Annotated in this window: 20 protein-coding genes; 4 read left to right on the top strand and 16 right to left on the bottom strand. The window is 72.9% G+C overall.

Features of this window, described 5'->3' with window-relative positions; genetic code table 11:
• Positions 1-100: 100 nt before the first annotated feature.
• The 16 genes from AB0F13_RS15975 to rsmH form a co-directional block, all read right to left on the bottom strand.
• On the bottom strand, positions 101-1,300 hold the full coding sequence (locus tag AB0F13_RS15975; protein WP_362081391.1) for a DivIVA domain-containing protein: 1,200 nt from the start codon (positions 1,298-1,300) through the stop codon (positions 101-103).
• A 61-nt stretch (positions 1,301-1,361) separates the two neighbouring features.
• Positions 1,362-1,646, bottom strand: coding sequence for a YggT family protein (locus AB0F13_RS15970; protein WP_099197393.1), 285 nt, complete (start codon positions 1,644-1,646; stop codon positions 1,362-1,364).
• 71 nt (positions 1,647-1,717) lie between these two features.
• Positions 1,718-2,326, bottom strand: coding sequence for a cell division protein SepF (gene sepF / locus AB0F13_RS15965; protein WP_361889782.1), 609 nt, complete (start codon positions 2,324-2,326; stop codon positions 1,718-1,720).
• A 121-nt stretch (positions 2,327-2,447) separates the two neighbouring features.
• Positions 2,448-3,170, bottom strand: a complete 723-nt coding sequence (locus AB0F13_RS15960) for a YggS family pyridoxal phosphate-dependent enzyme (protein WP_362081386.1) — start codon at positions 3,168-3,170, stop codon at positions 2,448-2,450.
• 3 nt (positions 3,171-3,173) lie between these two features.
• Entirely contained in the window at positions 3,174-3,902 is a 729-nt protein-coding gene (gene pgeF, locus AB0F13_RS15955) for a peptidoglycan editing factor PgeF (RefSeq protein WP_362081611.1), read from the bottom strand.
• Positions 3,903-3,969: 67 nt separating this feature from the next.
• Positions 3,970-5,214: a cell division protein FtsZ gene (gene ftsZ, locus AB0F13_RS15950; protein WP_362081383.1), complete on the bottom strand. Its 1,245-nt coding sequence runs from the start codon at positions 5,212-5,214 to the stop codon at positions 3,970-3,972.
• Between the two features lie 240 nt (positions 5,215-5,454).
• Positions 5,455-6,126 (bottom strand): FtsQ-type POTRA domain-containing protein, encoded by a 672-nt coding sequence (locus AB0F13_RS15945; RefSeq protein ID WP_362081380.1) that lies wholly within the window; start codon positions 6,124-6,126, stop codon positions 5,455-5,457.
• Positions 6,127-6,362: 236 nt separating this feature from the next.
• Entirely contained in the window at positions 6,363-7,457 is a 1,095-nt protein-coding gene (murG, locus tag AB0F13_RS15940; RefSeq protein WP_362081377.1) for an undecaprenyldiphospho-muramoylpentapeptide beta-N-acetylglucosaminyltransferase, read from the bottom strand.
• A gap of 6 nt (positions 7,458-7,463) precedes the next feature.
• Positions 7,464-8,834 carry a putative lipid II flippase FtsW gene (gene ftsW / locus AB0F13_RS15935; protein ID WP_362081374.1) on the bottom strand — a complete coding sequence of 457 codons (1,371 nt, stop codon included), beginning with the start codon at positions 8,832-8,834 and terminating at the stop codon, positions 7,464-7,466.
• A 57-nt stretch (positions 8,835-8,891) separates the two neighbouring features.
• Entirely contained in the window at positions 8,892-10,322 is a 1,431-nt protein-coding gene (murD, locus tag AB0F13_RS15930; RefSeq protein ID WP_362081608.1) for a UDP-N-acetylmuramoyl-L-alanine--D-glutamate ligase, read from the bottom strand.
• A 5-nt stretch (positions 10,323-10,327) separates the two neighbouring features.
• On the bottom strand, positions 10,328-11,392 hold the full coding sequence (gene mraY, locus AB0F13_RS15925; RefSeq protein WP_362081371.1) for a phospho-N-acetylmuramoyl-pentapeptide-transferase: 1,065 nt from the start codon (positions 11,390-11,392) through the stop codon (positions 10,328-10,330).
• Positions 11,392-12,813: a UDP-N-acetylmuramoyl-tripeptide--D-alanyl-D-alanine ligase gene (murF, locus tag AB0F13_RS15920; RefSeq protein ID WP_362081368.1), complete on the bottom strand. Its 1,422-nt coding sequence runs from the start codon at positions 12,811-12,813 to the stop codon at positions 11,392-11,394. The genes mraY and murF overlap by 1 nt, the downstream gene beginning before the upstream one ends.
• Before the next feature lie 65 nt (positions 12,814-12,878).
• Positions 12,879-14,579 (bottom strand): UDP-N-acetylmuramoyl-L-alanyl-D-glutamate--2,6-diaminopimelate ligase, encoded by a 1,701-nt coding sequence (locus tag AB0F13_RS15915; protein ID WP_362081365.1) that lies wholly within the window; start codon positions 14,577-14,579, stop codon positions 12,879-12,881.
• A gap of 12 nt (positions 14,580-14,591) precedes the next feature.
• Positions 14,592-16,499 carry a penicillin-binding protein 2 gene (locus tag AB0F13_RS15910; RefSeq protein WP_362081362.1) on the bottom strand — a complete coding sequence of 636 codons (1,908 nt, stop codon included), beginning with the start codon at positions 16,497-16,499 and terminating at the stop codon, positions 14,592-14,594.
• A gap of 8 nt (positions 16,500-16,507) precedes the next feature.
• Positions 16,508-17,098, bottom strand: coding sequence for a septum formation initiator family protein (locus tag AB0F13_RS15905; RefSeq protein WP_362081360.1), 591 nt, complete (start codon positions 17,096-17,098; stop codon positions 16,508-16,510).
• The gene (rsmH, locus tag AB0F13_RS15900) at positions 17,095-18,054 is read right to left on the bottom strand and encodes a 16S rRNA (cytosine(1402)-N(4))-methyltransferase RsmH (RefSeq protein WP_362081357.1); all 960 of its coding nucleotides are present in this window, start codon (positions 18,052-18,054) and stop codon (positions 17,095-17,097) included. Before rsmH ends, AB0F13_RS15905 begins: the two co-directional genes overlap by 4 nt.
• Positions 18,055-18,351: 297 nt before the next feature.
• On the opposite strand from rsmH, the gene AB0F13_RS15895 reads away from it, so the two are divergent.
• From AB0F13_RS15895 to AB0F13_RS15880, 4 genes are all read left to right on the top strand, one after another.
• Positions 18,352-18,915, top strand: a complete 564-nt coding sequence (locus AB0F13_RS15895; RefSeq protein WP_362081354.1) for a carbonic anhydrase — start codon at positions 18,352-18,354, stop codon at positions 18,913-18,915.
• Positions 18,916-19,078: 163 nt separating this feature from the next.
• A complete protein-coding gene (locus AB0F13_RS15890; RefSeq protein ID WP_362081351.1) occupies positions 19,079-20,077 on the top strand; it encodes a MoxR family ATPase in 999 nt (332 codons plus the stop codon).
• Between the two features lie 47 nt (positions 20,078-20,124).
• On the top strand, positions 20,125-21,468 hold the full coding sequence (locus tag AB0F13_RS15885; protein ID WP_362081348.1) for a DUF58 domain-containing protein: 1,344 nt from the start codon (positions 20,125-20,127) through the stop codon (positions 21,466-21,468).
• A complete protein-coding gene (locus AB0F13_RS15880; RefSeq protein ID WP_362081345.1) occupies positions 21,465-23,828 on the top strand; it encodes a DUF3488 and transglutaminase-like domain-containing protein in 2,364 nt (787 codons plus the stop codon). Before AB0F13_RS15885 ends, AB0F13_RS15880 begins: the two co-directional genes overlap by 4 nt.
• Positions 23,829-24,172 lie beyond the last annotated feature (344 nt).

The following is a 24,172-nucleotide window of genomic DNA, read 5'->3' as shown; positions in this document are numbered from 1 at the left end:
CGTGGCCGAACCGGCCGCCGAAGGCGCGGGCACACCAATGGGCCGGGCCCCTGGGATCACCCAGGGGCCCGGCCCATTGATGCCGACGGCTACGCGGCCGTCAGTTGTCGTCCTCGTCGATCAGGAAACCCCGCATCGGCGAAGGCGCCTGCATCGGCTGCTGGCCCTGCGGCCGCACCGGTGCCATCGGCTGGGTCATCGCCGGCGACATCTGCTGCTGACCGCCGTACGACGGGGCACCCGTCGACGGACCGCCGTGGCCGCCCATGGTCTGGTTGCCACCCATGGAGTTGCCCCCCATGGAGTTACCGCCCATGGAGTGGCCGCCCATGCCGGCACCGGCCGAGGCCATCGACCCGCTCATCGAGGGGGCCGGCGGCAGCGACGCGGTCGCGGGCGTCCGCGGCGGGGCCAGCGAGTCGTCCGCCTGGTTCTCCAGCTGACGCAGCTGGCTCTCCAGGTAGGACTTCAGGCGCGTGCGGTACTCGCGCTCGAAGCCGCGCAGGTCCTCGACCTTGCGCTCAAGCGTGGCGCGAGCGGACTCCAGGGAGCCCATCGCCACGCGGTGCTTCTCCTGCGCGTCCCGCTCCAGGGCGTCCGCCTTGGCACGGGCGTCCCGCTCCAGACCCTCGGCACGGCTGCGGGCCTCGCCGACGATCTTGTTGGCCTCGGAACGGGCCTCCGCGATCGCCTGATCGGCCGTCTGCTGCGCGAGCGAGAGGACGCGGGCCGCGCTGTCACCGCCGGGACCCTGCCCCGGCTGCGGCATCTGCGGGCCACCCATGGGGCCGTTCTGCTGCATGGGGTTCTGGCCCATGGGACCGTTCTGCTGCATGGGGTTCTGCCCCATAGGTCCGTTCTGCCCCATGGGTCCGCCCATCGGGCCACCCATCGGACCGTTCTGTCCCATCGGGCCGGGACCGTGCGGACCCTGGGGACCGTGGCCGTGTCCGCCTGGGCCGGCCGGCAGCTGCGGGGCACCGCCCGGAAGCTGCGGCGGGCCACCCATCTGCTGCTGGTTCGGCGGCACCGGCTGCGGGCCGGATATGGCGGCGGGCACCGGAGCGCCAGGTCGTTGCTCCTGGGGCTCGGGCTTGCGCATGGCCTGCTGCTGGTTCTGCGCGGCGGCGCGCGTCGCGGCGGCCAGCTTGGCGCGCAGGTCCTCGTTCTCCCTGAGCAGGCGGGTCAGTTCGGCCTCGACCTCGTCGAGGAAGGCATCGACCTCGTCCTCGTCATAGCCTTCTCGGAGGCGGACGGTCGTGAACTGCTTGTTCCGCACGTCCTCGGGGCTCAGCGGCATCTCTTCTTCACCTCAACGTAGTCGTCGGCAATCGGCAAGACCGTATCGTTCACAGCCGCGTTCACAGCCGGCTCACGACGGTGATCAGGATGTAGACGATGATCATCAGTACGAAGAAGGACAGGTCGAGCGCCACGCCCCCGAGACGCAGCGGCGGGATGACCCGCCGCAGAAGCTTGAGTGGCGGATCGGTGACAGTGTAGGTGGCCTCCAGGACCACCACCATCGCCTTACCGGGTTGCCATGAGCGGGCGAACTGGAAGACGTAGTCCATCACCAGCCGGAAGATCAGCACGATCAGGAAGCAGTACAGCGCGATGTAGATCACCTGCTGTGCGATGCCCATCCCGCGCTTCCCTCTCCCCTTGCTCGTACTCGGCCTGACTGGCCGTTGTCCGGATTGCCCGGAGTTGCGTCTCAGCTCTGGTTGAAGAACCCACCCTCTGCGATACGGGCCTTGTCCTCCGCCGTGACATCGACGTTAGCAGGAGACAGCAGGAACACCTTCTGCGTCACCCGCTCGATGCTCCCGTGGAGTCCGAAGACCAGACCCGCCGCGAAGTCGACAAGGCGCTTCGCGTCGGTGTCGTCCATCTCGGTGAGATTCATGATCACCGGGGTACCTTCGCGGAAGTGTTCCCCGATGGTACGGGCCTCGTTGTAGGTCCGGGGGTGCAATGTCGTGATGCGGTAGGGCTCCCGCTCGGACACAACCTTGGGCATGATCACCGGTGCGTTCTTCTCCAGAGAGTGGCGTTCGGGTGTGATGGACGACACGGGGGCGATTCGGGCGGGTCGTCCCGTTTCCGCTACGAGCGGAGCGGGTTCGCGCTGCGCGGGCGGCTGGGCGACTCGAACCGGTTCGTCCGATTGCGTCTGTTGTGCTTGATGTGTCTGGTGCTGCCGGCGCCGGTCCGGCTCGGGCTCGGGCTCGAACTCGTCGTCGGGGTCGAACCCCGGGCCGTCATACCCATCGTCCTCCACGAGGCCGAGGTAGACCGCCATCTTGCGCATCGCGCCGGCCATTCTCTGCGTCCTCCGCTCTGTGGTGGATCGGCTCCGTCAACGGCGCCCGGATCCACGTGGTCCGCCCGCCTTTTGACGGGAATGACCATATTTTCTGCTGTGGTCCGACTTCTTGGCGACGTTACCCGAGCCGGGGTCGGACTCCGAGTACCGCCGAGCCGACACGTACATGTGTCGCACCGGCCGCCACGGCGTCCTCGAGGTCCGCGCTCATCCCTGCTGACACCATGTTCGCAGCCGGATGGGCCGCGCGCAGGTCCGTTGCGATTTCCATCAGCCGGTCGAATGCGGCCCGAGGCCTTCCCGCGTAAGGCCCGGCGAGCGGAGCGACCGTCATGAGACCCGCGGGTCGCAGCCCTTCCGCCCCCGCGATCGCGTCGGCCAGGGCCGGCACGCCGTCGGGTGCGACACCACCCCTCGCCGCCGTGCCGTCGCCGGGCTCCGCGTCGAGCGCCACCTGGATCAGGCAGCCGAGTTCCCGCCCGGCCCGGACGGCCGCCGCCGACAGCGCGGTGACCAGTCTGTTGCGGTCAACCGAGTGCACCAGACCGGCGTAATTCACCACCGACCGGACCTTGTTTGTCTGCAACTGACCGACGAAGTGCCAGGTAAGGGGCAGATCCGAGCACTCGGCCGCCTTGGGGGCGGCGTCCTGGTCGCGGTTCTCGGCCACATGACGCACCCCCAGCTCGCTGAGGAGGCGCACATCGCTCGCGGGATAGGTCTTGGTGACCACGATGAGCGTCACCTCCTCGCGCTTGCGACCGGCTGCGGCGCAAGCGGCGGAGATACGTTCCTCCACCTGGGCGAGGTTGTCCGCCAATCGGGTTCTACGGTCCGTCACAGCTCAGCCGTCCAGCCACACGTAGCTCGCGAGCCGCCCCGTGGTGCGTTCGCGCCGGTAGGAGAAGTGGTCCGCCGACTCCAGCGTGCAAACGGGGGACCTGCCGTCGACGGTGACACCCATTCGGCCCAGCTGCGCCGCGACCCCGGCCGCGACGTCCACCGCCGGGGTGCCCCGGCGGGTGGTGGCCCAGGCCTCGGGCACCGCCCCGGCGACCTCGGCGCGCATGGCATCCGGCACCTCGTAGCACAGGCCGCAGACCGAGGGGCCGATGTGGGCGAGGATCCGGGCCGGGTCGGCGCCGAGCCGGACCATCTCCTCGACGACCGCCGGTACGACCCCGGCCAGCAGCCCCGGCCGCCCGGCGTGGGCGGCGCCCGCGATCCCGGCGACCGGGTCGGCGAGCAGGAGGGGGGTGCAGTCCGCGGTCAGCACCGCCAGGGCCAGGCCCCGACGGGTCGTCACCACGGCGTCCACCGCCGGAATTCCACCCGTTCGCCCCCCTCCCCACGGTTCGTCCACCACGGCCACGTCCTTGCCGTGCACCTGGTTCATCCAGACGACCGCGGCCGGGTCGAGGCCGAGCGCCCCGGCCGCCCGCTCGCGGTTGGCCCGTACGGCCGCCGGGTCGTCCCCGACCGCGCCGCCGAGGTTGAGCTCCGCATACGGAGCGGCGCTCACCCCGCCCCACCGGTCGGTGAAGGCGAAGTGCGCGCCGCTCGCGTGTGCCACATGTTCCACGGGGGGCACTGTGTGCTGTTGCCCTATCACTGGGAGCCGCTCACCGGTTCCTTGCGGGTCACTTCAGGAAGTCGGGAACGTCCAGTTCCTCGGCCGTCGAGTCCTGGTAGGGACGCGCCGGCGGGACCTGGGGCGAGGTGACCGGGGGCGGCGGGACCTCGGCGACGGGCGACGGGTCCGCCACCGGCTCCTCGGTGCGCGGGGTGACGTTGCCGAGGCCGCCGAAGGACGGCCGCGGCGGCTCGGACGAGGCGGGCCGGCCGGCGGCCGTGGCGGCGGAGCCGCCCTCCTCGCGGCCGGAGCCGTAGGAGGAGGAACCGCCGAGCACCTTGTCACGGCTGCCCTTGGCCGGCGGCTGGCCGCCGTCGAAGCCGGCCGCGATGACCGTGACCCGGACCTCGTCGCCGAGGGCGTCGTCGATGACGGCACCGAAGATGATGTTGGCCTCGGGGTGGGCCGCCTCGCTGACCAGCTGCGCCGCCTCGTTGATCTCGAAGAGACCGAGGTCGGAGCCGCCGGAGATGGAGAGCAGGACGCCACGGGCGCCGTCGATCGACGCCTCCAGCAGCGGCGAGGAGATCGCCATCTCGGCGGCGGCCACCGCACGGTCGTCGCCGCGCGCCGAGCCGATGCCCATGAGGGCCGAGCCCGCCTCGGACATCACGGACTTGACGTCGGCGAAGTCGAGGTTGATCAGGCCCGGGGTGGTGATGAGGTCGGTGATGCCCTGAACACCGGACAGCAGCACCTGGTCGGCCGACTTGAACGCGTCGAGCACGCTCACCTGGCGGTCCGAGATGGACAGCAGCCGGTCGTTGGGGATGACGATGAGGGTGTCGACCTCGTCGCGCAGACCCGCGATGCCGTCCTCCGCCTGGTTCGCGCGGCGGCGGCCCTCGAAGGTGAACGGGCGGGTGACCACACCGATCGTCAGGGCCCCCAGCGAGCGGGCGATGTTGGCCACGACGGGCGCGCCACCGGTGCCGGTGCCGCCGCCCTCGCCTGCGGTGACGAAGACCATGTCGGCCCCCTTGAGGACCTCCTCGATCTCCTCACGGTGGTCCTCGGCGGCCTTGCGGCCGACGTCGGGGTTGGCGCCGGCGCCGAGGCCGCGGGTGAGCTCTCGGCCGACGTCGAGCTTGACGTCGGCGTCGCTCATCAGCAGGGCCTGCGCATCGGTGTTGATCGCGATGAACTCGACGCCCTTGAGACCGACCTCGATCATCCGGTTGATGGCGTTCACGCCACCGCCGCCGATACCGACGACCTTGATGACTGCGAGGTAGTTCTGCGGTGCTGCCACGTCGAAGGCCTCTCGCCTCGAGTTACGTATGCCTGGGGGCGGTTCTCAATGCCGACCCGAACCCTAACGTTGAACTTTAGGGTTACCGGTGTCACTGTTCCCTGGGTTCTCTGAAGCAGGACACTAAGTCGACAAGCGGCGCGGCTTCAACGAACACGCCGAACCTCCCGTTTTTCTTTTCACCCTATGTGATCACCCATAGCCGTAGCCAACCAGGGTGCTGGCCGGCCGTGAGCGACGTCAACTCCCGGACACTGCGGGGGCGGCGGGGGCGCTCACGTTGTAGCGCTTCGCGCCCCCCGCCGCTTTGAGCAGCGCGGTGAGCGTACGGGCCTTCGCGTCGCTCCGCTCACCACTGCCCCAGATGATGGTCCGATTCCCCGTCAGTTCGACGGTGATGGAGTCGTACGAGCGTACGCGGATCGCACGGGTGTCCCCACGAACGGGCGCAGGCAGGGCCGCTGCGACCCGGACGGCCTCACGCTCGAGCTGTTCGGTTCCGAACCGCCGGTGACTGGGCGAGCCGTCGGGCTCCACGACGAGCCGGGGCACCCCCTGAACGGGTTGATCGACTGTGGCGAACCGCACGCCGTTGCCGTCGATTTCGATAAATTTGCCGCCCTTTTCCAGCAGCGCTTTGGGCTGCCGTTCGGTCACTTTCAGACCGATTCCGCGCGGCCAGGAACGTTCGACGTCCACCGCCTCGATCCGCTGCAGCCGGTTGCGCAGCCGCTCCGCGATGGCGTCGGTGTCCACGGAGGCCAGGGGGGCGCCGAGCGGTACCTCGGCCGCCTCGCGCACCTCATCGGGCGTCAGCACCGTGTTGCCGCTGACATCCACCCGGGTGACACGCAGCCAGCCGGAGCCGTACAGGGCCCACCAGACGCCCGCGCCGAGGAGCGCGGCGGTCACGGACCACAGGATCAGTCTGCGCCGCCGCAGCGGCCGGGGGCGGGGTCTGGAGCCGCGTGGGGCGCCCTTGCCGGGCCGCCCGCCCCGGCGGGGCGGGCGGGGCGGCAGCAGGCCGGCCCGGGACCGCTTCGGCGACCTGGCCGCTCCGGCCGCCTTGGACTTCGCGTTCTTCCCGCCACCGCGCCGGGCGGTCGTCGGTCCGGCCACGCTCCCCAGCCTCCTGCTCCTACGGGCCGTCAGCCCGCTCTGCGTGCGGCAATCGCCTCGTACACCATGCCGACGAGCAGCTCGTCGGCGTCGCGCCGCCCGAACTCGGCGGCCGAACGGGACATCTCGTACAGCCGGTGCGGGTTGGACAGCACCGGGAGCACCTGGCCGAGCACCCACTCGGGAGTGAGCTCGGCGTCGTCGACCAGCAGGCCACCGCCCGCCTTGACCAGCGGCTGGGCATTGAGCCGCTGTTCGCCGTTGCCGATGGGCAGCGGGACGTAGGCCGCCGGGAGGCCGACGGCGGACAGCTCGGCGACGGTCATCGCGCCCGCGCGGCAGAGCATCATGTCGGCCGCGGCGTACGCGAGGTCCATCCGGTCTACATACGATACCGGGATATACGGCGGCATTCCGGGCATGTTGTCCACATGCGGCAGGTCGTTCTTCGGACCGACCGCGTGCAGGATCTGGACGCCGGAGCGCTGCAGCGCGGGCGCGACGGCCTGGACGACCTCGTTGAGCCGGCGGGCGCCCTGCGAGCCGCCGGAGACCAGCAGCGTCGGCAGGTTGGGGTCGAGCCCGAAGGCGGCCCGCGCCTCGGGGCGCACGGCCGCCCGGTCCAGCGTGGCGATGGTGCGGCGCAGCGGGATGCCCACGTAGCGGGCGTTGCGCAGCTTGCTGTCCGGGGTGCTCACCGCGACCGAGGCGGCGTAACGCGAGCCGATCTTGTTGGCGAGGCCGGGGCGCGCGTTGGCCTCGTGGACGATGATCGGCACGCCGAGCCGCTTGGCGGCCAGGTAGCCGGGCAGCGCCACGTAGCCGCCGAAGCCGACCACGCAGTCGGCCCGGGTGCGCTCGAGGATCTGCTCGGCGGCCTTGATGGTGCCGCGCAGCCGTCCGGGGACGGTGATCAGTTCCGGGGTGGGCTTGCGAGGCAGCGGTACGGCCGGGATCAGACCCAGCTCATAGCCCCGCTCGGGCACGAGCCGGGTCTCCAGACCCCGTTCCGTGCCGAGCGCCGTGATCCCCACGGTCGGGTCCTGCCTGCGCAGGGCGTCCGCGAGGGCGAGCGCGGGCTCGATGTGGCCGGCGGTCCCCCCGCCGGCGAGTACGACATGCACCGAAATTCACCGCTCTCCGGACGGTCGCTTCTTGACGCGCCGTCTCATCGTCTTCCATCTCACCCCAGGCTGCCGCATGGCCAGCGCCGCCCGAGCACCGGGTTCGTCGCGCGCGAAGGCGATGAGGAGCCCGATGGCGAACATGGTCGGCAGCAGGGCGGACCCTCCGTAGGAGAACAGCGGGAGCGGGACACCGGCGATCGGCAGCAGGCCGAGCACCGCACCGATGTTGACCACGGCCTGGGCCGTGATCCAGGTGGTCACACCTCCCGCGGCGTACCTCACGAAGGGGTCCTCCGTGCGTCCGGCCACGCGGATACCCGCATAGCCTAGAGCCGCGAACAGGGCGAGTACCGACAGCGTCCCCGCCAGACCCAGTTCCTCGCCGGTGATGGCGAAGATGAAGTCGGTGTGGGGCTCGGGGAGTTCGCCCCATTTCTCCACACTCGCTCCGAGCCCGGCGCCGAACCAGCCGCCGTTGGCCAGCGCATAGATCCCGTGCACGGCCTGCCAGCACTGGTCGTTGGCACCGGGGTCGGTGGCGCCGATGCACTCCAGGCGGGACATGCGGTTGGCGCTGGTCTTGATGAAGAGGACGGCCAGCGCGGCCGTGACACCGAACACTCCGGAGAAGAGCCTGGTGGGGGCGCCCGCCACCCACAGCAGGCCGAGCAGTACGACGGTGAGGACGACGGTGGTGCCCATGTCGCCGCCCAGCATGATCAGGCCGAGCAGCAGGAAGGTCACCGGCACCAGCGGCACCAGCAGGTGCTTCCACTGCGTGAGCAGTTTCTTCGACTGCTTGCGGGCCAGCAGGTCGGCGCCCCACAGGACGAGCGCGAGCTTGCCGAACTCGCTGGGCTGCAGCTGGAAGGGGCCGCCGAGGGAGATCCAGTTGGTGTTGCCGTTGATGGTCTCGCCGATCCCGGGCACCTGGACCATGCAGAGCAGGACGACCGAGACCGCGAGCAGTGGATAGGCCAGGGCGCGCAGCAGCCTGACGGGCGTTCGGGCAGCCGCGAGCAGCAGCACGGTGCCGATGGCGGCGGCCAGCAGCTGCTTGCGGAAGAAGTAGCTGGGCGCCAGGCCGTTCTGCAGCGCCTTGATCTGGGAGGCGGAGTAGACCATCACCAGGCCGAGGACGGTGATCAGCAGGGAGCCGCCGAGCACCAGGTAGTACGCGGTCAGCGGGCGGTCCCAGGCGCGCCTGGCACGGGCGTGCAGACCCCGCAGGCCACCGGGGCCGCCGCGCGGGCGCCGCGGGCCGCCGGTGGTCCCCCGGACGGCCGGGCGGGGCGCCCGGGCGGGGCGGGTGCGCGCGGCGGGGCCGCGCAGGGCCGTCCACGCGCCGCTCGCAGCGGTGTCGTCGGCGTGCATCCGGGTGTCCCCTCCGCTGGTGTCCGCGCCACCGGCCCGCGCCGTGGGGACCGGCGGCTACTCGTCCGTGCCGCGTCCGGCGGCCAGGGCCCGTACCGCCTCGGCGAAGGCCTCGCCGCGCTTGTTGTAGTTGGTGAACATGTCCATCGACGCGCACGCCGGGGCCATGAGAACGGTGTCTCCCGGACCGGCGATCCGGGCCGCCTCGCGCACCGCCGCGGCCATCGCCCCAGTGTCGGTCCGCTCGAGGTCCACCACCGGGACATCCGGGGCGTGTCGCGCCAGCGCTTCCCTGATCAGCGCCCGGTCGGCCCCGATGAGGACGGCGCCGCGCAGCCGCTTTGCCGAGGCGGCGACCAGCTCGTCGAACGTGGCGCCCTTGGCGAGACCGCCCGCGATCCACACGATGGACTCGTACGCCGCCAGGGACGCCTGGGCGGCGTGGGTGTTGGTGGCCTTGGAGTCGTCCACGTAGGCGACGCCGTCGACGTCGGCGACGTGGGCGATGCGGTGGGCGTCGGGCCGGAAGGCGCGCAGCCCCTCCCGTACGGCCGCGGCCTCCACGCCGAAGGCCCGGGCGAGGGCGGCGGCGGCGAGGGCGTTGGCGATGTTGTGCGGGGCCGCGGGCTTGATGTCGGAGACCTCGGCGAGCTCCTGGGCGGATGTGTGCCGGTCGGGCACGAACGCCCGGTCCACGAGCAGGCCCTCGACGACGCCGAGCATGGAGGGGCCGGGGGCGCCGAGGGTGAAGCCGATGGCGCGGCAGCCCTCCTCGACGTCGGCGGCCATGACCAGGCGCTCGGTGGCCGGGTCCTCGACGTTGTAGACGCAGGCGACCTGGTTGCCCTCGTAGATCCGGCCCTTGTCGGCGGCGTAGGCCGCCATGGAGCCGTGCCAGTCGAGGTGGTCGGGCGCGAGGTTGAGCACGGCCGCGGAGTGGGGGCGCAGCGAGGGCGCCCAGTGCAGCTGGTAGCTGGAGAGCTCGACGGCGAGCACGTCGTACTGCTGCTCGCCGAGCACCACGTCGATGATCGGGGTGCCGATGTTGCCCACCGCGGCCGTCCGCAGCCCGGCGGCCTCCAGGATGGAGGCGAGCATCTGGACGGTGGTGGTCTTGCCGTTGGTGCCGGTGACCGCGAGCCACGGCGCCGCTTTCCCGGGGTGCTTCTCCTCGCGCAGCTGCCAGGCGATCTCGACGTCGCCGACGACCGCCACGCCCGCCTCGGCGGCGGCCGCGAAGAGCGGGCTCTCCGGCTTCCAGCCGGGCGAGGTGACGACGAGGCCGGTGCCCTCGGGCAGGGTGTCCGCGTCGCCGAGGCGGACGGCGATGCCCGCGGCCTCCAGCGAGGCGGCGCGCTCGCGCAGCGCCTGGCCCTCGCCGCCGTCGACGACGGTCACCCGCGCGCCGAGGCCGGCCAGGGCGCGGGCGGCGCTGACGCCGCTCACGCCGAGGCCGGCGACGGTGATGTGCTTGCCGTTGAAGCTCATGCGGCTCACTTGATGGCCAACCATCCGGCGTAGAAGATTCCCAGGCCCACGGCCACGCACAGGCCCTGGATGATCCAGAACCGGACCACCACAAGGACCTCGCTCCACCCCTTGAGTTCGAAGTGGTGCTGGAGCGGGGCCATCCGGAAGACGCGCTTACCGGTCATCCGGAAGGAGCCGACCTGGATCACCACGGACATGGTGATCAGGACGAACAGACCGCCGAGGAGGGCGATCAGCAGCTCGGTGCGGGAGCAGATCGCCAGGCCCGCCAGCGCGCCGCCGAGGGCGAGCGAGCCGGTGTCGCCCATGAAGATCTTGGCGGGCGAGGTGTTCCACCACAGGAAGCCGAAGCAGGAGCCCATCAGGGCCGATGCGACGACCGCGAGGTCGAGGGGGTCGCGTACCTCGTAGCAGGCGGCGCCGGCGGTCAGCGGGTTGGCGCAGGACTGGCCGTGCTGCCAGGTGCCGATGAAGACGTACGCGCCGAAGACCATCACGGACGCGCCGGTGGCGAGGCCGTCGAGGCCGTCGGTGAGGTTCACGCCGTTCGACATCGCGAGGATCATGAACAGCGCCCAGATCACGAAGATCACCGGGCCGACGGACCAGCCGAAGTCCTGGGTGAAGGACAGCCGCGTGGAGGCCGGGGTCTGACCGCGGGTGTCGGCGAACTGCAGCGCGAGGACGGCGAAGGCGATGCCGACGATCAGCTGGCCGGCCATCTTCGCCTTGGCCCGCAGGCCCAGGCTCCGCTGCTTGACGATCTTGATGTAGTCGTCGAGGAAGCCGACCAGGCCCATGCCCGCCGTCAGGAACAGCACCAGCAGACCCGAGGTCGTCGGCTCCCTGCTGGTGATCACCTTCGTCACGGCGTACGCGATGAGCGTGGCCAGGATGAAGGCGATGCCGCCCATGGTGGGCGTGCCCTTCTTCCCGGCGTGGCCGCGGGGGCCGTCGTCGCGGATGAACTGGCCGTAGCCCTTGCGGGCCAGGAACTTGATCAGCAGCGGGGTGCCGATGAGGGTCAGGAACAGACCGATGACACCCGCGAAGAGGATCTGGTTCATCAGCCGGCGACCTCACCGTCGACGGCGAGCAGCTGCTCGGCCACCCGCTCCAGCCCCACCGACCTGGACGCCTTCACCAGTACGACGTCTCCCGTGCGCAGCTCGCTGCGCAACAGGTCGACCGCCGCCTGCGCGTCGGACACGTGCACCGACTCCTCACCCCACGAACCCTCGTTATAGGCGCCCATCCGCAGCCAGGCTGCTTCCCTGCCCCCGACTGCCACGAGCTTGCTGACGTTGAGCCGGACGGCGAGCCGCCCGACAGCGTCGTGCTCGGCGAGTGACTCCCCGCCGAGCTCGGCCATCTGACCGAGTACTGCCCACGTACGTCCACCCCTAGCCCGTGCGGCTTCGCCCATCGCGGCCAGCGCGCGCAGCGCGGCTCGCATGGACTCGGGGTTCGCGTTGTAGGCGTCGTTGACGATCGTCACGCCGTCCGCACGCTCGGTGACCTCCATCCGCCAGCGGGAGAGCTGGCCCGCACCGGAGAGCGCGTCGGCGATCCGGGGGGCGGGCATGCCCAGCTCATGGGCGACGGCGGCGGCGGCGAGCGCGTTCGACACGTGGTGCTCACCGTACAGCCGCATGGTCACGTCGGCGCACCCGGTGGGTGTGTGAAGCGTGAAGGAGGGCTGCCCGGTCGCGGTGAGGCGGACGTTCTCCGCGCGGATCTGCGCGTCGGCGGCCTCGCCGAACAGGACCGTACGGGCCTTGGTGCGCGTGCTCATGGCCCGCACCAGGGGGTCGTCGGCGTTGAGCACGGCGACGCCGCCCTCGGCGGCGGCCGGCAGCGCCTCGACCAGCTCGCCCTTGGCCCGGGCGATCTGCTCGCGGCCGCCGAACTCGCCGATGTGCGCGGTGCCGACGTTGAGGACGACGCCGATGCGCGGCGGGGTGAGCTCGGTGAGGTAGCGGATGTGGCCGAGGCCGCGGGCGCCCATCTCCAGGACGAGGTTGGCGGTGCCGGCGTCGGCGCGCAGCGCGGTCAGCGGCAGGCCGATCTCGTTGTTGAGCGAGCCGGGGGTCCACACCGTGGGCGCGAGCCGCTGCAGGAGCTGGGCGATCAGGTCCTTGGTGCTGGTCTTGCCGGCCGAACCGGTGAGGGCGACGACGGTGGTGCCGAGCCGCTCCACGACGGCCCGGGCCAGGGCGCCGAGCGCCCGCTCGACGTCGTCGACCACGATCGCCGGGACGCCCACGGGGCGGGCGGCCAGCACGGCTGCCGCGCCCGCCTCGACGGCGCGCTGCGCATAGTCGTGGCCGTCGACGTGCTCACCGGCGAAGGCGGCGAAGAGGCTGCCCGGCTTCACCTCACGGGAGTCGATGACGACCGGACCGCCGGCGGTGGCCTGCGGGTCCGGTATGTCGTGCTGCTGCCCGCCGGTGATGGCGGCGATCTCGGCGAGGGTCAGTGCGATCACCGGTCGTCACCTCCAGCCGTTCGGGAGAGCTGCCGGGGGGAGGGTTGTACGCGCATGGCGGTCTGTCATCCCTGGTCGTTCCGGTGCTTGGTCGACGAACGCAGCCGTTCGGCCACGATTGCCTCGTGCAGCACGCGGCGGTCGTCGAAGGGGCGTACCACTCCGGCGATGTCCTGGCCCTGTTCGTGGCCCTTGCCCAGGACCAGGACGGTGTCGCCGGGTTCTGCGCGGGCGACGGCGGCGGCGATGGCCGCGGCGCGGTCCTCCAGCAGGAGGACGGTGCCGCGCTCGGCGGCGGGCACCTCGGCGGCGCCCGCGAGCATGGTGGCGAGGATCGCGAGGGGATCCTCGGAGCGGGGGTTGTCGGACGTCAGTACGGCCGTGTCGGCGCCGCGGGCCAGTGCGGCGCCCATGGGGGCGCGCTTGGTCCTGTCGCGGTCGCCGCCGCAGCCGAGCACGGCGTGGATGCGGCCCGTGCCGACCTTGCGCAGGGCGCGGAGAACCGATTCGACGGCGTCCGTCTTGTGCGCGTAGTCGACGACGGCCAGGTAGGGCTGGCCCGCGTCGACGCGCTCCAGCCGGCCGGGGACCCCGGGGACGGCCGCGACGCCGTCGGCGGCGGTCTGCGGGTCGGCGCCGGCGGCGGCGAGCGCGACGATGGCGGCGAGCGCGTTGGCGACGTTGAACGGGCCGGCGAGCGGCGCCCTGGCCGTCACGGACCGGCCCTCGGGGCCCAGCACGGTGAAGGCGGAGTCGAACGGGCCGATCTCCACGTCCACGGCACGCCAGTCGGCGTCGGCGCGGCCCTCGGCGGAGAAGGTGATGACGGGGACCTCCGACTCGCCCCGGGCAAGCCGGCGCCCGTACTCGTCGTCGAGGTTCACGACGCCGACGCGGCTGCGCCCCTTGGTGAACAGGTCCGCCTTGGCGGCGAAGTAGTCCTCCATGCCGGTGTGGAACTCCATGTGTTCCGGGCTGAGGTTGTTGAAGACGGCGACGTCGAAGACGCAGCCGTCGACGCGGCCGAGCCGCAGGGCGTGGCTGGAGACCTCCATGGCCACCGAGCGGACGCCGCGTTCGCGCATGACGGCGAAGAGCGCCTGCAGGTCCGTGGCCTCGGGGGTGGTGCGCTCCGACTTCACGCGCTCGTCGCCGATGCGGGACTCCACCGTGCCGATCAGGCCCGTCGGGCCGCCCAGGGCCCGCAGGCCGCCCTCGATGAGGTAGGCGGTGGTGGTCTTGCCGGAGGTGCCGGTGATGCCGATCTGCAGCAGCTCGCCGCCGGGCCGGCCGTAGATCGTGGCGGCGAGGGCGCCCATCCGGGCGCGCGGGCCGTCCACGGCGAGCACCGGCAGGCCGGTGGCGGCGGCGCGCTCGGCGCCCTCCGGGTCGGTCAGCACGGCGGCGGCGCCGAGGCCGGCGGCCTGGGAGGCGAAGTCCGCGCCGTGGAAGCGGGCGCCGGGCAGGGCGGCGTAGACGTCGCCCGGGCGGACGGCCCGCGAGTCGTGGGTGATGCCGGTGACCTCGACGGCCTCCGCGCCCCGGGGGACGGCGATGCCCAGCTGACCGGCCAGCTCCGCGAGGGGCACGGGGCGGACCTGGGTGGGGCGGGGCGCTCCCGGGAACATGGCGGGGGCGTCCTGGTGCGTGGTGTGGGACTGATCAGCGTGGGGCACGGCGGTGAGCGTACCGGGCGCACCCGCCTCGTCGCGAAGCGAGGGGCGCACCGGGCCGCGGTTCCCCGGATCTGGAGTGATCGTCGTCACGGCCGGCCCGGCTCACTGCCCGTCGTAGCTCACCGGCAGCCGGGGCGGCTGCGAGCCCGACGGCGGCACCTGCAGGCTCTTCAGCGCGAACTCCATGACCTGCTTGAAGACCGGGCCGCAGATCTGCCCGCCGAAGTAACTGCCCCTGGTGGGGTTCTGGATGGCGCAGTACACGGTGAGGCGGGGCTGGTCTGCGGGGGCGAAGCCGGCGAAGGAGGCGGTGTAGCCGTGGTAGCGGCCGGTCTTCGGGTCCACCCGGTTGGACGTGCCGGTCTTGCCCGCCACGCGGTAGCCGGGGATCTTCGCCTTGTTTCCGGTGCCCTCCTCGTCGTCGACCACCGACTCCAGCATCGTGGCGAGCTCCCTGGCCGTCTTCTCGCTGATCACGCGGGTGCGCGGCGGGGTGGGGGCGGGCGTGTACCGGCCGTCGGGCCCCTTGGCGCCGCGGACCAGGGACGGCTGTACGCGCTCGCCGCCGGCCGCGATGGTGGAGTAGACGGACGCCGCCTGCACGGCGTTGAGGGACAGGCCCTGGCCGAAGGGGATGGTGAAGGGCCGGGAGGACTTCCAGTCCTTCGGCTTGGCGAGGATGCCGGAGGTCTCACCGGGAAAGCCGAGTCCGGTGGGGCGGCCGATGCCGAACTTGCGCAGATAGGTGTAGAGGACCTGGTTGGCCTCCTCGCGGCTCTTGCCGAGCTGTTCGCTGGCGAGGATGGTGCCGATGTTGCTGGACTTGGCGAGCACTCCGTTGAGGGTGAGGTGCCAGGTGGGGTGGTCGACGTCGTCGGCGAAGAACCGGTCGGCGCGCGGCAGCCGGTTGGGCACCTCGACGTGCGTGGCGGGCGTGGCGACGCCCTCCTCCAGGACGGCGGCCATGGTCATGACCTTGCTGACGCTGCCCGGTTCGTAGGCGTCCTGCAGCGCGGCGTTGCCCAGGGCGGCGCGGTCGGCGCGCTCCAGCTCGTTGGGGTTGTAGCCGGGGGCGTTGGCCATGGCCAGGATCTCGCCGGAGCGGGTGTCCTGGACGACGACGTAGCCGCGGTCGGCCCGGGAGTCCTTCACCTGCCGGGCGATGGCGCTCTGGGCCGCCCACTGGATGTCGCGGTCGATGGTCAGCTCGACGTCGGAACCGGGCACGGCGGCCTGCTCCTTGACGTCCCCGGTGGGCACCTGGCGGCCGCCGGACTGAGCGTAGACGCGCCGTCCGTTCTTGCCGGCGAGGGTCTCGTCGAACTGGGCCTCCAGACCGCCGGCGCCCTGGCCGTCGCCGTTGACGAAGCCCAGCATCCCGGCGGCGAGATCGCCGTTGGGGTACACGCGCTTGCTGTGGGACTCGCGGTTGACGCCCGCGAGGACGTTCACGCCCTTGCCGCGGGCGGCCTTGTCGGCCTGCGCCTTCTTCAGCTCCGTGATCTTCTTCCAGACCTGGGGGGTCTGCCGCCGGGCGAGCACGACGTACTTCGACCTGGGGTTGGCGGTGAGCTTCTCCTCCAGCGCCCCGGGCTCCTCGCCCAGGACCGGTGCGAGCAGCCCGGCGGCCAGACGGGCGGCGCCCTCGGCCTTGATCCGTTCGGGGGTGAGCAGGTCGGGGGCGGCGGTGATGTCGTAGGCGTCGACGGTGGTGGCCAGGTCCACGCCGCCGCGGTCGGTGATGGCGCCGCGCTCGGCGGCCAGCATGACGGGGATGTAGCGGTTGACGTTGGCCCTGGCGGCGTAGGCGCTCGCGTCGACGGCCTGCACCTGCAGCAGCCGCACGGTGAAGACCAGGAGTACGAGCGTGAGCCCGACCCCGATCATGCGCAGCCGGGGCCGGGGGCTGCCCAGCCGCAGGGCCTGGGACCCCTGGCGGGGGCGTGCCGGTCGCGCGGCGGGGCGCGCGGGCCCGGGAACCGGGCGGCGGGGCTGCCTGGGCGCCGTCACGACCTCACCTACCTGACCTGTTGGAGGTTCCCCGCCGCGGTGGGCAGCGGGAGTGCCGGTTCGGGGAGCGCCGGCGCGGGGGCGTCGGCGGGGAGCCTGCCGCCGGGCGGCTGCACGGCCGGGGGCTGCAGCGGCGGCGGCAGGACGCCCGGGAGCAGCGCGGCGCCGGGCGCCGCGGGGGCCACGGGGGCCTGCGGCGGGGGCGCGGGGGCGACGTAGGACGCGGGGGCGGCCGGACCGTTGGAACCGGCCGGGGCCGGGGAGCCGCTGACGGTGCCGTCGGAGTTGAGGAAGGCGGGACTGCCGCCGGGGACCATGCCGAGCTCGCGGGCGCGGCGCTCCAGCGCGTCCGGGGCGGCGAGCTGGTCGACCTCCTGCTGGAGGGCCTGCTGCTCGTCGGTGAGCTCGGTGGTCTTGCGCTGGAGGCGGCTGAGGTCGAACGAACCCTGGTTGAGGGAGGAATTCAGCAGCAGCAGCGAGATCAGCCCGGAGCCGAGCAGCACCACGACGAGCAGGACGAAGGGGGTCCGCCTGGCCGAGACGGCTCCGGCCGGCAGCAGCCGGCCCAGGCGGGCGCCCCGGCGGGCGGCCGGGGTCACGGGATGTCCTCGCGGATGCGCTCGGCGCCGCGCAGCCGCGCAGGGGCGGCCCGCCGGTTCTCGGCGATCTCGTCCTCGGTGGGCAGCTCGGCGCCGCGCGTGAGCAGCTTCAGCCGGGGCTGGTAGCGCTCGGGCACGACCGGCAGCCCGGGGGGCGCGGTATTGGCGGCGCCCGCCGCGAGGACGCCCTTGACGATCCGGTCCTCCAGCGACTGGTAGGACAGCACGGCGATGCGGCCGCCGACCGCGAGCGCGGCGACGGCGGCGGGGATGGCCGCCTCCACGCTGGCCAGCTCTGCGTTGACCTCGATGCGCAGCGCCTGGAAGGTGCGCTTGGCGGGGTTGCCGCCGGTGCGCTTGGCGGCCTGCGGCAGGGCGTCGCGGATGAGCTCGACCAGCCGGGCGCTGTTGGAGAAGGGCTCCTTCTCGCGCTCGCGGACGACGGCGGAAACGATCCGCTTGGCCTGCTTCTCCTCGCCGTACGCGCGCAGGATGCGCACGAGCTCGCCCGGCGGGTAGGTGTTGAGGACCTCGGCGGCACTGATACCGGTCGTCTGGTCCATGCGCATGTCCAGCGGCGCGTCCTGCGCGTAGGCGAAGCCGCGGTCGGCCTCGTCGAGCTGCATGGAGGAGACACCCAGGTCGAACAGCACGCCCTGGACACGCGGGATGCCCAGCCGCTCCAGCACCTCGGGCAGCTCGTGGTAGACGGCGCGCACCAGCGTGGCGCGGTCACCGAAGGGGGCGAGCCGCCGGCCGGCGAGCTCGAGGGCGGTCGGGTCGCGGTCGAGGGCGACGAGCCGGGCCTCGGGGAAGCGGGTGAGCAGCGCCTCGCTGTGGCCGCCGGCGCCGAGCGTGCAGTCGACGACGACCGCGCCGGGTTCGGCGAGAGCGGGGGCGAGCATGTCCAGGCAGCGCTGGAGCATGACGGGGACGTGTCGCACGTTGCTGCTCATGCGCCCTTCTGAGAGGTACGGGGATGCGCGGGCGGCACGTACCGCCGGGTCCCCGCCCGCTCGAAGGGGAAACGGTCGTTCTGACGCCGGGGAAGTGCCGTCAGGGCGACCGGGAGCGGGAGGAGGCCGAGGGGTACGTACGCGACCCGCGCGCACGTGGTGATTCTTCGGATCCAAGGGGAGCGTCACGCCTCCCACTTCGCGCCACTTTAGTCCACTCGTCCCCTCGGTCAACCAACTGGCCAGCGCGTCACTCCGCGCGTGCGTCGCGGCCGGGCGCCGACTACCTTCATCCCTATGCCGATATCCGCGTCTCAGCCACATAAGCCCAGCTCCGGCCCCGGCCGTGTCTCCGGGGCCCCCCGCACGGTCACCGACCGTCTGGTGGAAGCCAACGCGGAGTACGCCGCCGCGTTCACCGACCCGGGCATGGACGCCCGTCCTGTCCTGAAAGTCGCGGTCGTGGCGTGCATGGACGCCCGTATCGACCTGCACGCCGCGCTGGGCCTGGAGCTCGGCGACTGCCACACCATCCGCAACGCGGGCGGCGTGGTCACCGACGACATCATCCGCTCCCTCACCATCAGCCAGCGGGCCCTGGGCACCCGCTCGGTCGTGCTGATCCACCACACCGGCTGCGGCCTGCTGAACCTCACCGAGGACTTCCGGCACGAGATCGAGGCCGAGGTCGGGCAGCGGCCCGCGTGGGCCGTGGAGGCGTTCAAGGACCTCGACCAGGACGTGCGCCAGTCCATGCAGCGGGTGCGCACCTCCCCGTTCCTGCCCCACCGCGACGACGTGCGCGGCTTTGTCTTCGACGTGTCGACGGGCCTGCTGCGGGAGATCGACCCGCGGCCCTGACCGCGATGCGGCCAGTTGTCCACAGGCGGTGACGGGATGCCGCGCGGGCGGCAAGAATGCGTAGGGGCGCCGCCTCCGCGAAGGCGCGGGCGCGGTGTCCCGCTGCGAGGCGGGCCGGTCCGTACCATCGGGCCACGGCCCTGGACGGGCCGAGGAGGGCCGGGTGACGACCTATGACGAACGAGCGAGCCTGAGTGATCTGACCACGACGGCGGAGCGTGTCCGCAGGTCGGTCGAGGGTGTGATCGAGGGCAAGCCGGAGGTCGTACGGCTCTCGCTGACCGTGCTGCTCGCCGAGGGGCATCTGCTCATCGAGGACGTGCCCGGGGTGGGCAAGACGATGCTCGCCAAGGCGCTGGCGCGCTCCATCGACTGCTCGGTGCGGCGCATCCAGTTCACGCCGGACCTGCTGCCGTCCGACATCACCGGCGTGAGCGTCTACGACCAGCAGCGCCGCGACTTCGAGTTCAAGCCGGGGGCGATCTTCGCGCAGATCGTGATCGGGGACGAGATCAACCGTGCCTCGCCCAAGACCCAGTCGGCGCTGCTGGAGTCGATGGAGGAGCGCCAGGTCACCATCGACGGGCACACCTACGAGCTGCCGAGCCCGTTCATGGTGGTGGCCACGCAGAACCCGGTCGAGATGGAGGGCACCTATCCGCTGCCCGAGGCGCAGCGCGACCGCTTCATGGCGCGCGTGTCGATCGGCTACCCCAGCCCGGAGGCCGAGCTGCGGATGCTGGACGTACACGGGGGCCTCTCCCCGCTGGAGGACCTGCAGCCCGTGGCGCACGCGCACGACATCGTCAAACTGGTCGATGCGGTCCGCACGGTGCACGTCGCCGACTCGGTGCGGCGCTACGCGGTCGACCTGGTCGGTGCGACCCGGCACCACCCCGAGATCAGACTGGGGGCGTCGCCGCGCGCGACGCTCCACCTGCTGCGGGCGGCGAAGGCCGCGGCGGCCCTGGCGGGGCGGGATTTCGCCCTGCCCGACGACGTGCAGGCGCTGGCGGTGCCGGTCCTCGCGCACCGGCTGCTGCCGACCGCCCAGGCGCACCTGAGCCGGCGCACGGCCGAGCAGGTCGTCCTCGACATCCTGCAGCGCACCCCGGTGCCCGACCCGTTCGGCCAGCAGCCGCCGGGCGCCCGGCGGCTGTGATGCGGCGGCCCGGTCCCGCAGGCGTCCCGCGGGGCACGGCGGCGGGCGTGGCCGGGGGCAGCCTGTGGGCGGCGCTCGGCGGGCTGACGACCCGGGGCCGCTCGTTCCTGGCGGCCGGGGTGGCCGCGGCCGGGTGTGCGTACGTCCTGGGCCAGGAGGATCTGCTGCGGGTCGGGCTGTTGCTGGCCGTGCTGCCCCTGGTGTGTGTGATCGTGCTGCACCGCACCCGCCACCGGGTGGCGGGCAGCAGACGGCTGGCACCGGCGCGGGTGTCCGCCTCGGCGGAGGCCCGCGTGAGCCTGCGCGTCGACAACGTCTCGCGCCTGCCCACCGGCCTGCTGATGCTGCAGGACCGGGTGCCGTACGTACTGGGGCCGCGCCCCCGCTTCGTCGTGGACCGCATGGAGCCGGGCGGGCGGCGTGAGGTGTCCTACCGGGTCCGCTCCGACCTGCGCGGCCGCTATCCGCTGGGCCCGCTGGAGCTGCGGCTGACGGACCCGTTCGGGATGTGCGAGCTGACGCGGGGCTTCGGCGCCCACGACACGCTGACCGTCGTGCCGCGCGTCGACCCGCTGCCCCCGGTGCGGCTGGGCGGTGAGCGGACCGGCTACGGCGACGGGCGGTACCACGCGCTCGCCCTGGCCGGCGAGGACGACATCATTCCGCGCGGCTACCGGCACGGCGACGATCTGCGCCGGGTGCACTGGCGCTCCACCGCCCGCTACGGCGAGCTGATGGTGCGCCGCGAGGAGCAGCCGCGGCGGGCGCACTGCACGGTGCTGCTGGACACCCGCGGCGTCGCCTACGCGGGGGCCGGGCCGCACTCGTCCTTCGAGTGGGCGGTGTCGGGGGCGGCGTCCGCGGCGGTGCATCTGCTGGAGCGGGGCTTCACGGTGCGGCTGCTGACCGACACGGGCAGCTCGGTGCCGGGGCGGGAAAGCCCCTGCGGCGTGGCCGGCCCGGCCCACGACTCCGCGGACACGGCCGGGCTGATGCTGGACGCCCTCGCCATGGTGGATCACTCCGAGGGGACCGCGCTCGCCCCCGCCCACGACGCGCTGCGCGGGAGCACGCCGGGACTGCTGGTCGCCTTCTTCGGTGAGCTGGACGAACAGCAGGCGCTGGTGGCCGCGCGGATGCGGCAGCGCGGCGGCACAGCGGTCGCCTTCGTCCTGGACGCCGCCTCCTGGCCGGGCGGCCCCGGGCAGGGCACGGACGGCCGGAGCGCCGGGGCGCTGCGCACGCTGCGCGAGGCGGGGTGGACGGCACTGGCGGTCACCCCGGGCACGGCACTGCCCGACCTGTGGCGGCTGGCGGGCTCACCGGGCGGCCGGGCGGACGCGGCACGGGACGGGGCCCCGGACGGCGGCGTGGCGGGGAGCCGGTCATGAGCGGCGCGGCACGCCTGGCGGTGTGCGCGGTGGCGGCGACGCTCGCGGCGGCCTGCGCGATGCTGCCCCTGGTCGACGGGGACACGTGGCTGGTGCAGGCCGCGGTGCTGCTGGCCGTCCAGAGCGCGGTCGGGGCGGTGGCCCGGCAGGTGCCGCTGGCCAGATGGCTGACGGTCGCCGTGCAGGCGCTGGCCGGGCTGCTGCTGCTCACCGTGGTCTTCGCCAGGTCCCAGGCCGTGGGCGGGGTGCTGCCGGGCCCCGGCGTCTTCGGTGAGTTCGCCCAGCTGCTGCAGGAGGGCGCGGACGACGTGGGGCGCTATGCCATTCCGGCGCCGGCGACCCTGGCCCTGCGGCTGCTGCTGGTCGGCGGGGTGCTGGTGATCGGCCTGGTGGTGGACGCGGTGGCGGTGACGTACCGCAGCGCCGCGCCGGCGGGGCTGCCGCTGCTCGCGCTGTATTCGGTCGGGGCCGGGCTGGCCAGGGGCGGCGGCTCGGACCGGCTGTGGTTCCTCGCGGCGGCGGCCGGCTATCTGCTGCTGCTTCTGGCCGAGAGCCGGGACCGGCTCTCGCGGTGGGGCCGGGCCTTCGGCGGCCCGGGGCGTACGGGCGCGGGCTCGGCCGGGTTCGCGGCGGCGGGCTCCGGGCGCGCCGTGGCCCCGGTGCGGACCGGGCGGCGGATCGGTGCGCTCGCGCTGGGGCTCGCCCTGGCGGTGCCGGCCGTGCTGCCGTCCATCGACGGCGGGCTGCTGCAGCCGCACGGCAGGGGCGCGGGCCCCGGAGGCGACGGCGGCACGATCTCGGCTGTCAACCCTCTGGTCTCGCTGCAGAACAGCCTCAACCAACCGGAGAACCGCGAGGTGATGCGGTACAGCACCTCCACGGGCTCCGCCGAGGACCTGTACTTGCGCATCGTCGCCCTCGACCACTTCGACGGTGCGTCATGGCGCGCTTCCGAGCGGCGCATCACCGATGTGCCCGACCCGTTGCCCGCGCCGGCCGGGCTGGCGCCCGCGATGCGTACCTCCCCGGTGACCACCTCGGTCTCGGCCTCCGGGAGCTACGGGCAGAACTACCTGCCCCTGCCCTACCCCGCGGAGCGGGTGGCCATCGCAGGCCAGTGGCGGTACGAGCCGGAGGGCCGGACGCTGGTCGGCGACCACGGCCAGACCACCCGGGGCGTCCGTTACCAGGTCTCCAGCCTCCTGGTGGAGCCGACGGCCGCGCAGCTCGCCGCGGCGCCCGCACCCCCGCAGCAGCTGCTGCGCGAGTACACGAAGGTGCCGCAGACGCTGCCGGAGGTGGTGGCGTCCACGGCCAGGAAGGTGACCGCAGGCGCGGCGAACGCGTACGAGCAGGCGGTCCGGCTCCAGGACTGGTTCTCCGTCAACGGGGGTTTCCGCTATGACACCGAGGTGCGGTCGGGCAGTGGGAACAACGCCATAGCGCGCTTCCTGACGGATAAAAAGGGCTTCTGCGTCCACTTCTCCTTCTCCATGGCGGCCATGGCCCGGACGCTGGGCATCCCCGCGCGGGTGGCGGTCGGCTTCACGCCGGGCACCCCGCAGACCGACGGTTCGGTGTCGGTCGGCTCCAAGGACGCGCACGCCTGGCCCGAGCTGTACTTCGAGGGTGCGGGGTGGACCCGGTTCGAGCCCACGCCGAGCCGGGGCACCCCGCCGGAGTACACGGTCGCCCCGTCCCCCGCCACGCCCGGGCCCACCGCTCCGGAACCGCTGCCCAGCCGCTCCGCCGCTCCGGCGCCGGCGCCCGCGGCGGAGGGGGGTTGTCCCCCACAGCTGAAGAAGGACGGCGGCTGCCCCGGCGAGGTACGGCAGGCGCGGGCCGACGGGGCAGGCAGCGGGCCGTCCTGGCCCGCGCTCGCGGGTGCGGCGGTGGCGCTGGTCGTGCTGGCGCTGCCCGTGCTGCCGCTGCTGTGGCGGACGCGGGTACGGCGCCGTCGGCTCCGCGCCGGGGAGCCGGGGGCGGCCACGCTGGCCGCCTGGCGGGAGATGACCGACTCCGCCTGGGACTACGGCATCCCGCCCGACGAGTCCCTGACGCCCAGGGCGGCGGCCGACCGCATCGTGCGGGCCGCCGGGCTGCAGGGTCCGGCCGCGGAGGCCGCGGGCCGGCTGGCCAGGGCGGTGGAACAGGTGCTGTACGCCCCCTCACCGAGGCCGGCCGACGGCCCGGCGGCCGACGCCGAGGCCGTTCGCACCGGCCTGCGGGCCTCGGCGGGACGGGGGACGCGGCTGCGCGCCCTGCTGGCTCCACGCTCGGCCACGCGCCTGGCCCGGGCCTGCGGGCGCCGCTGGTCACGCACGACTGCGCGCCTGCGGCCCCGCCGCCTCGCCCGCTGACCGGGGCTCCGCCCGGCCCCTGTGTCCTCAATCGCCGGACGGGCTCGTTGTGTGCCCGGCCCGGCGAAAATCCAGCCGGTCCGCACGAACCAGCCCGTGCAGCGCTTGAGGACACCGCAGGAACGCACCAACCAGCCCGTCCGGCGCTTGAGGACACCCGCACCAACCGCACCAACCAGCCCGTCCGGCGCTTGAGGACACCCGCACCAACCGCACCAACCAGCCCGTCCGGCGCTTCAGGACACCGCACGAACCGCACTAACCAGCCCGTCCGGCGCTTGAGGACAAGAAGCGGGAAGGGGCGGGGAGGGGAAGAAGCCTCCACGCCCGCGCCGCAGACCAGG

The organism is Streptomyces sp. NPDC026206, assembly GCF_040638465.1.
GTDB lineage: Bacteria > Actinomycetota > Actinomycetes > Streptomycetales > Streptomycetaceae > Streptomyces.
This window is presented reverse-complemented; position numbering and strand designations above follow the sequence as displayed.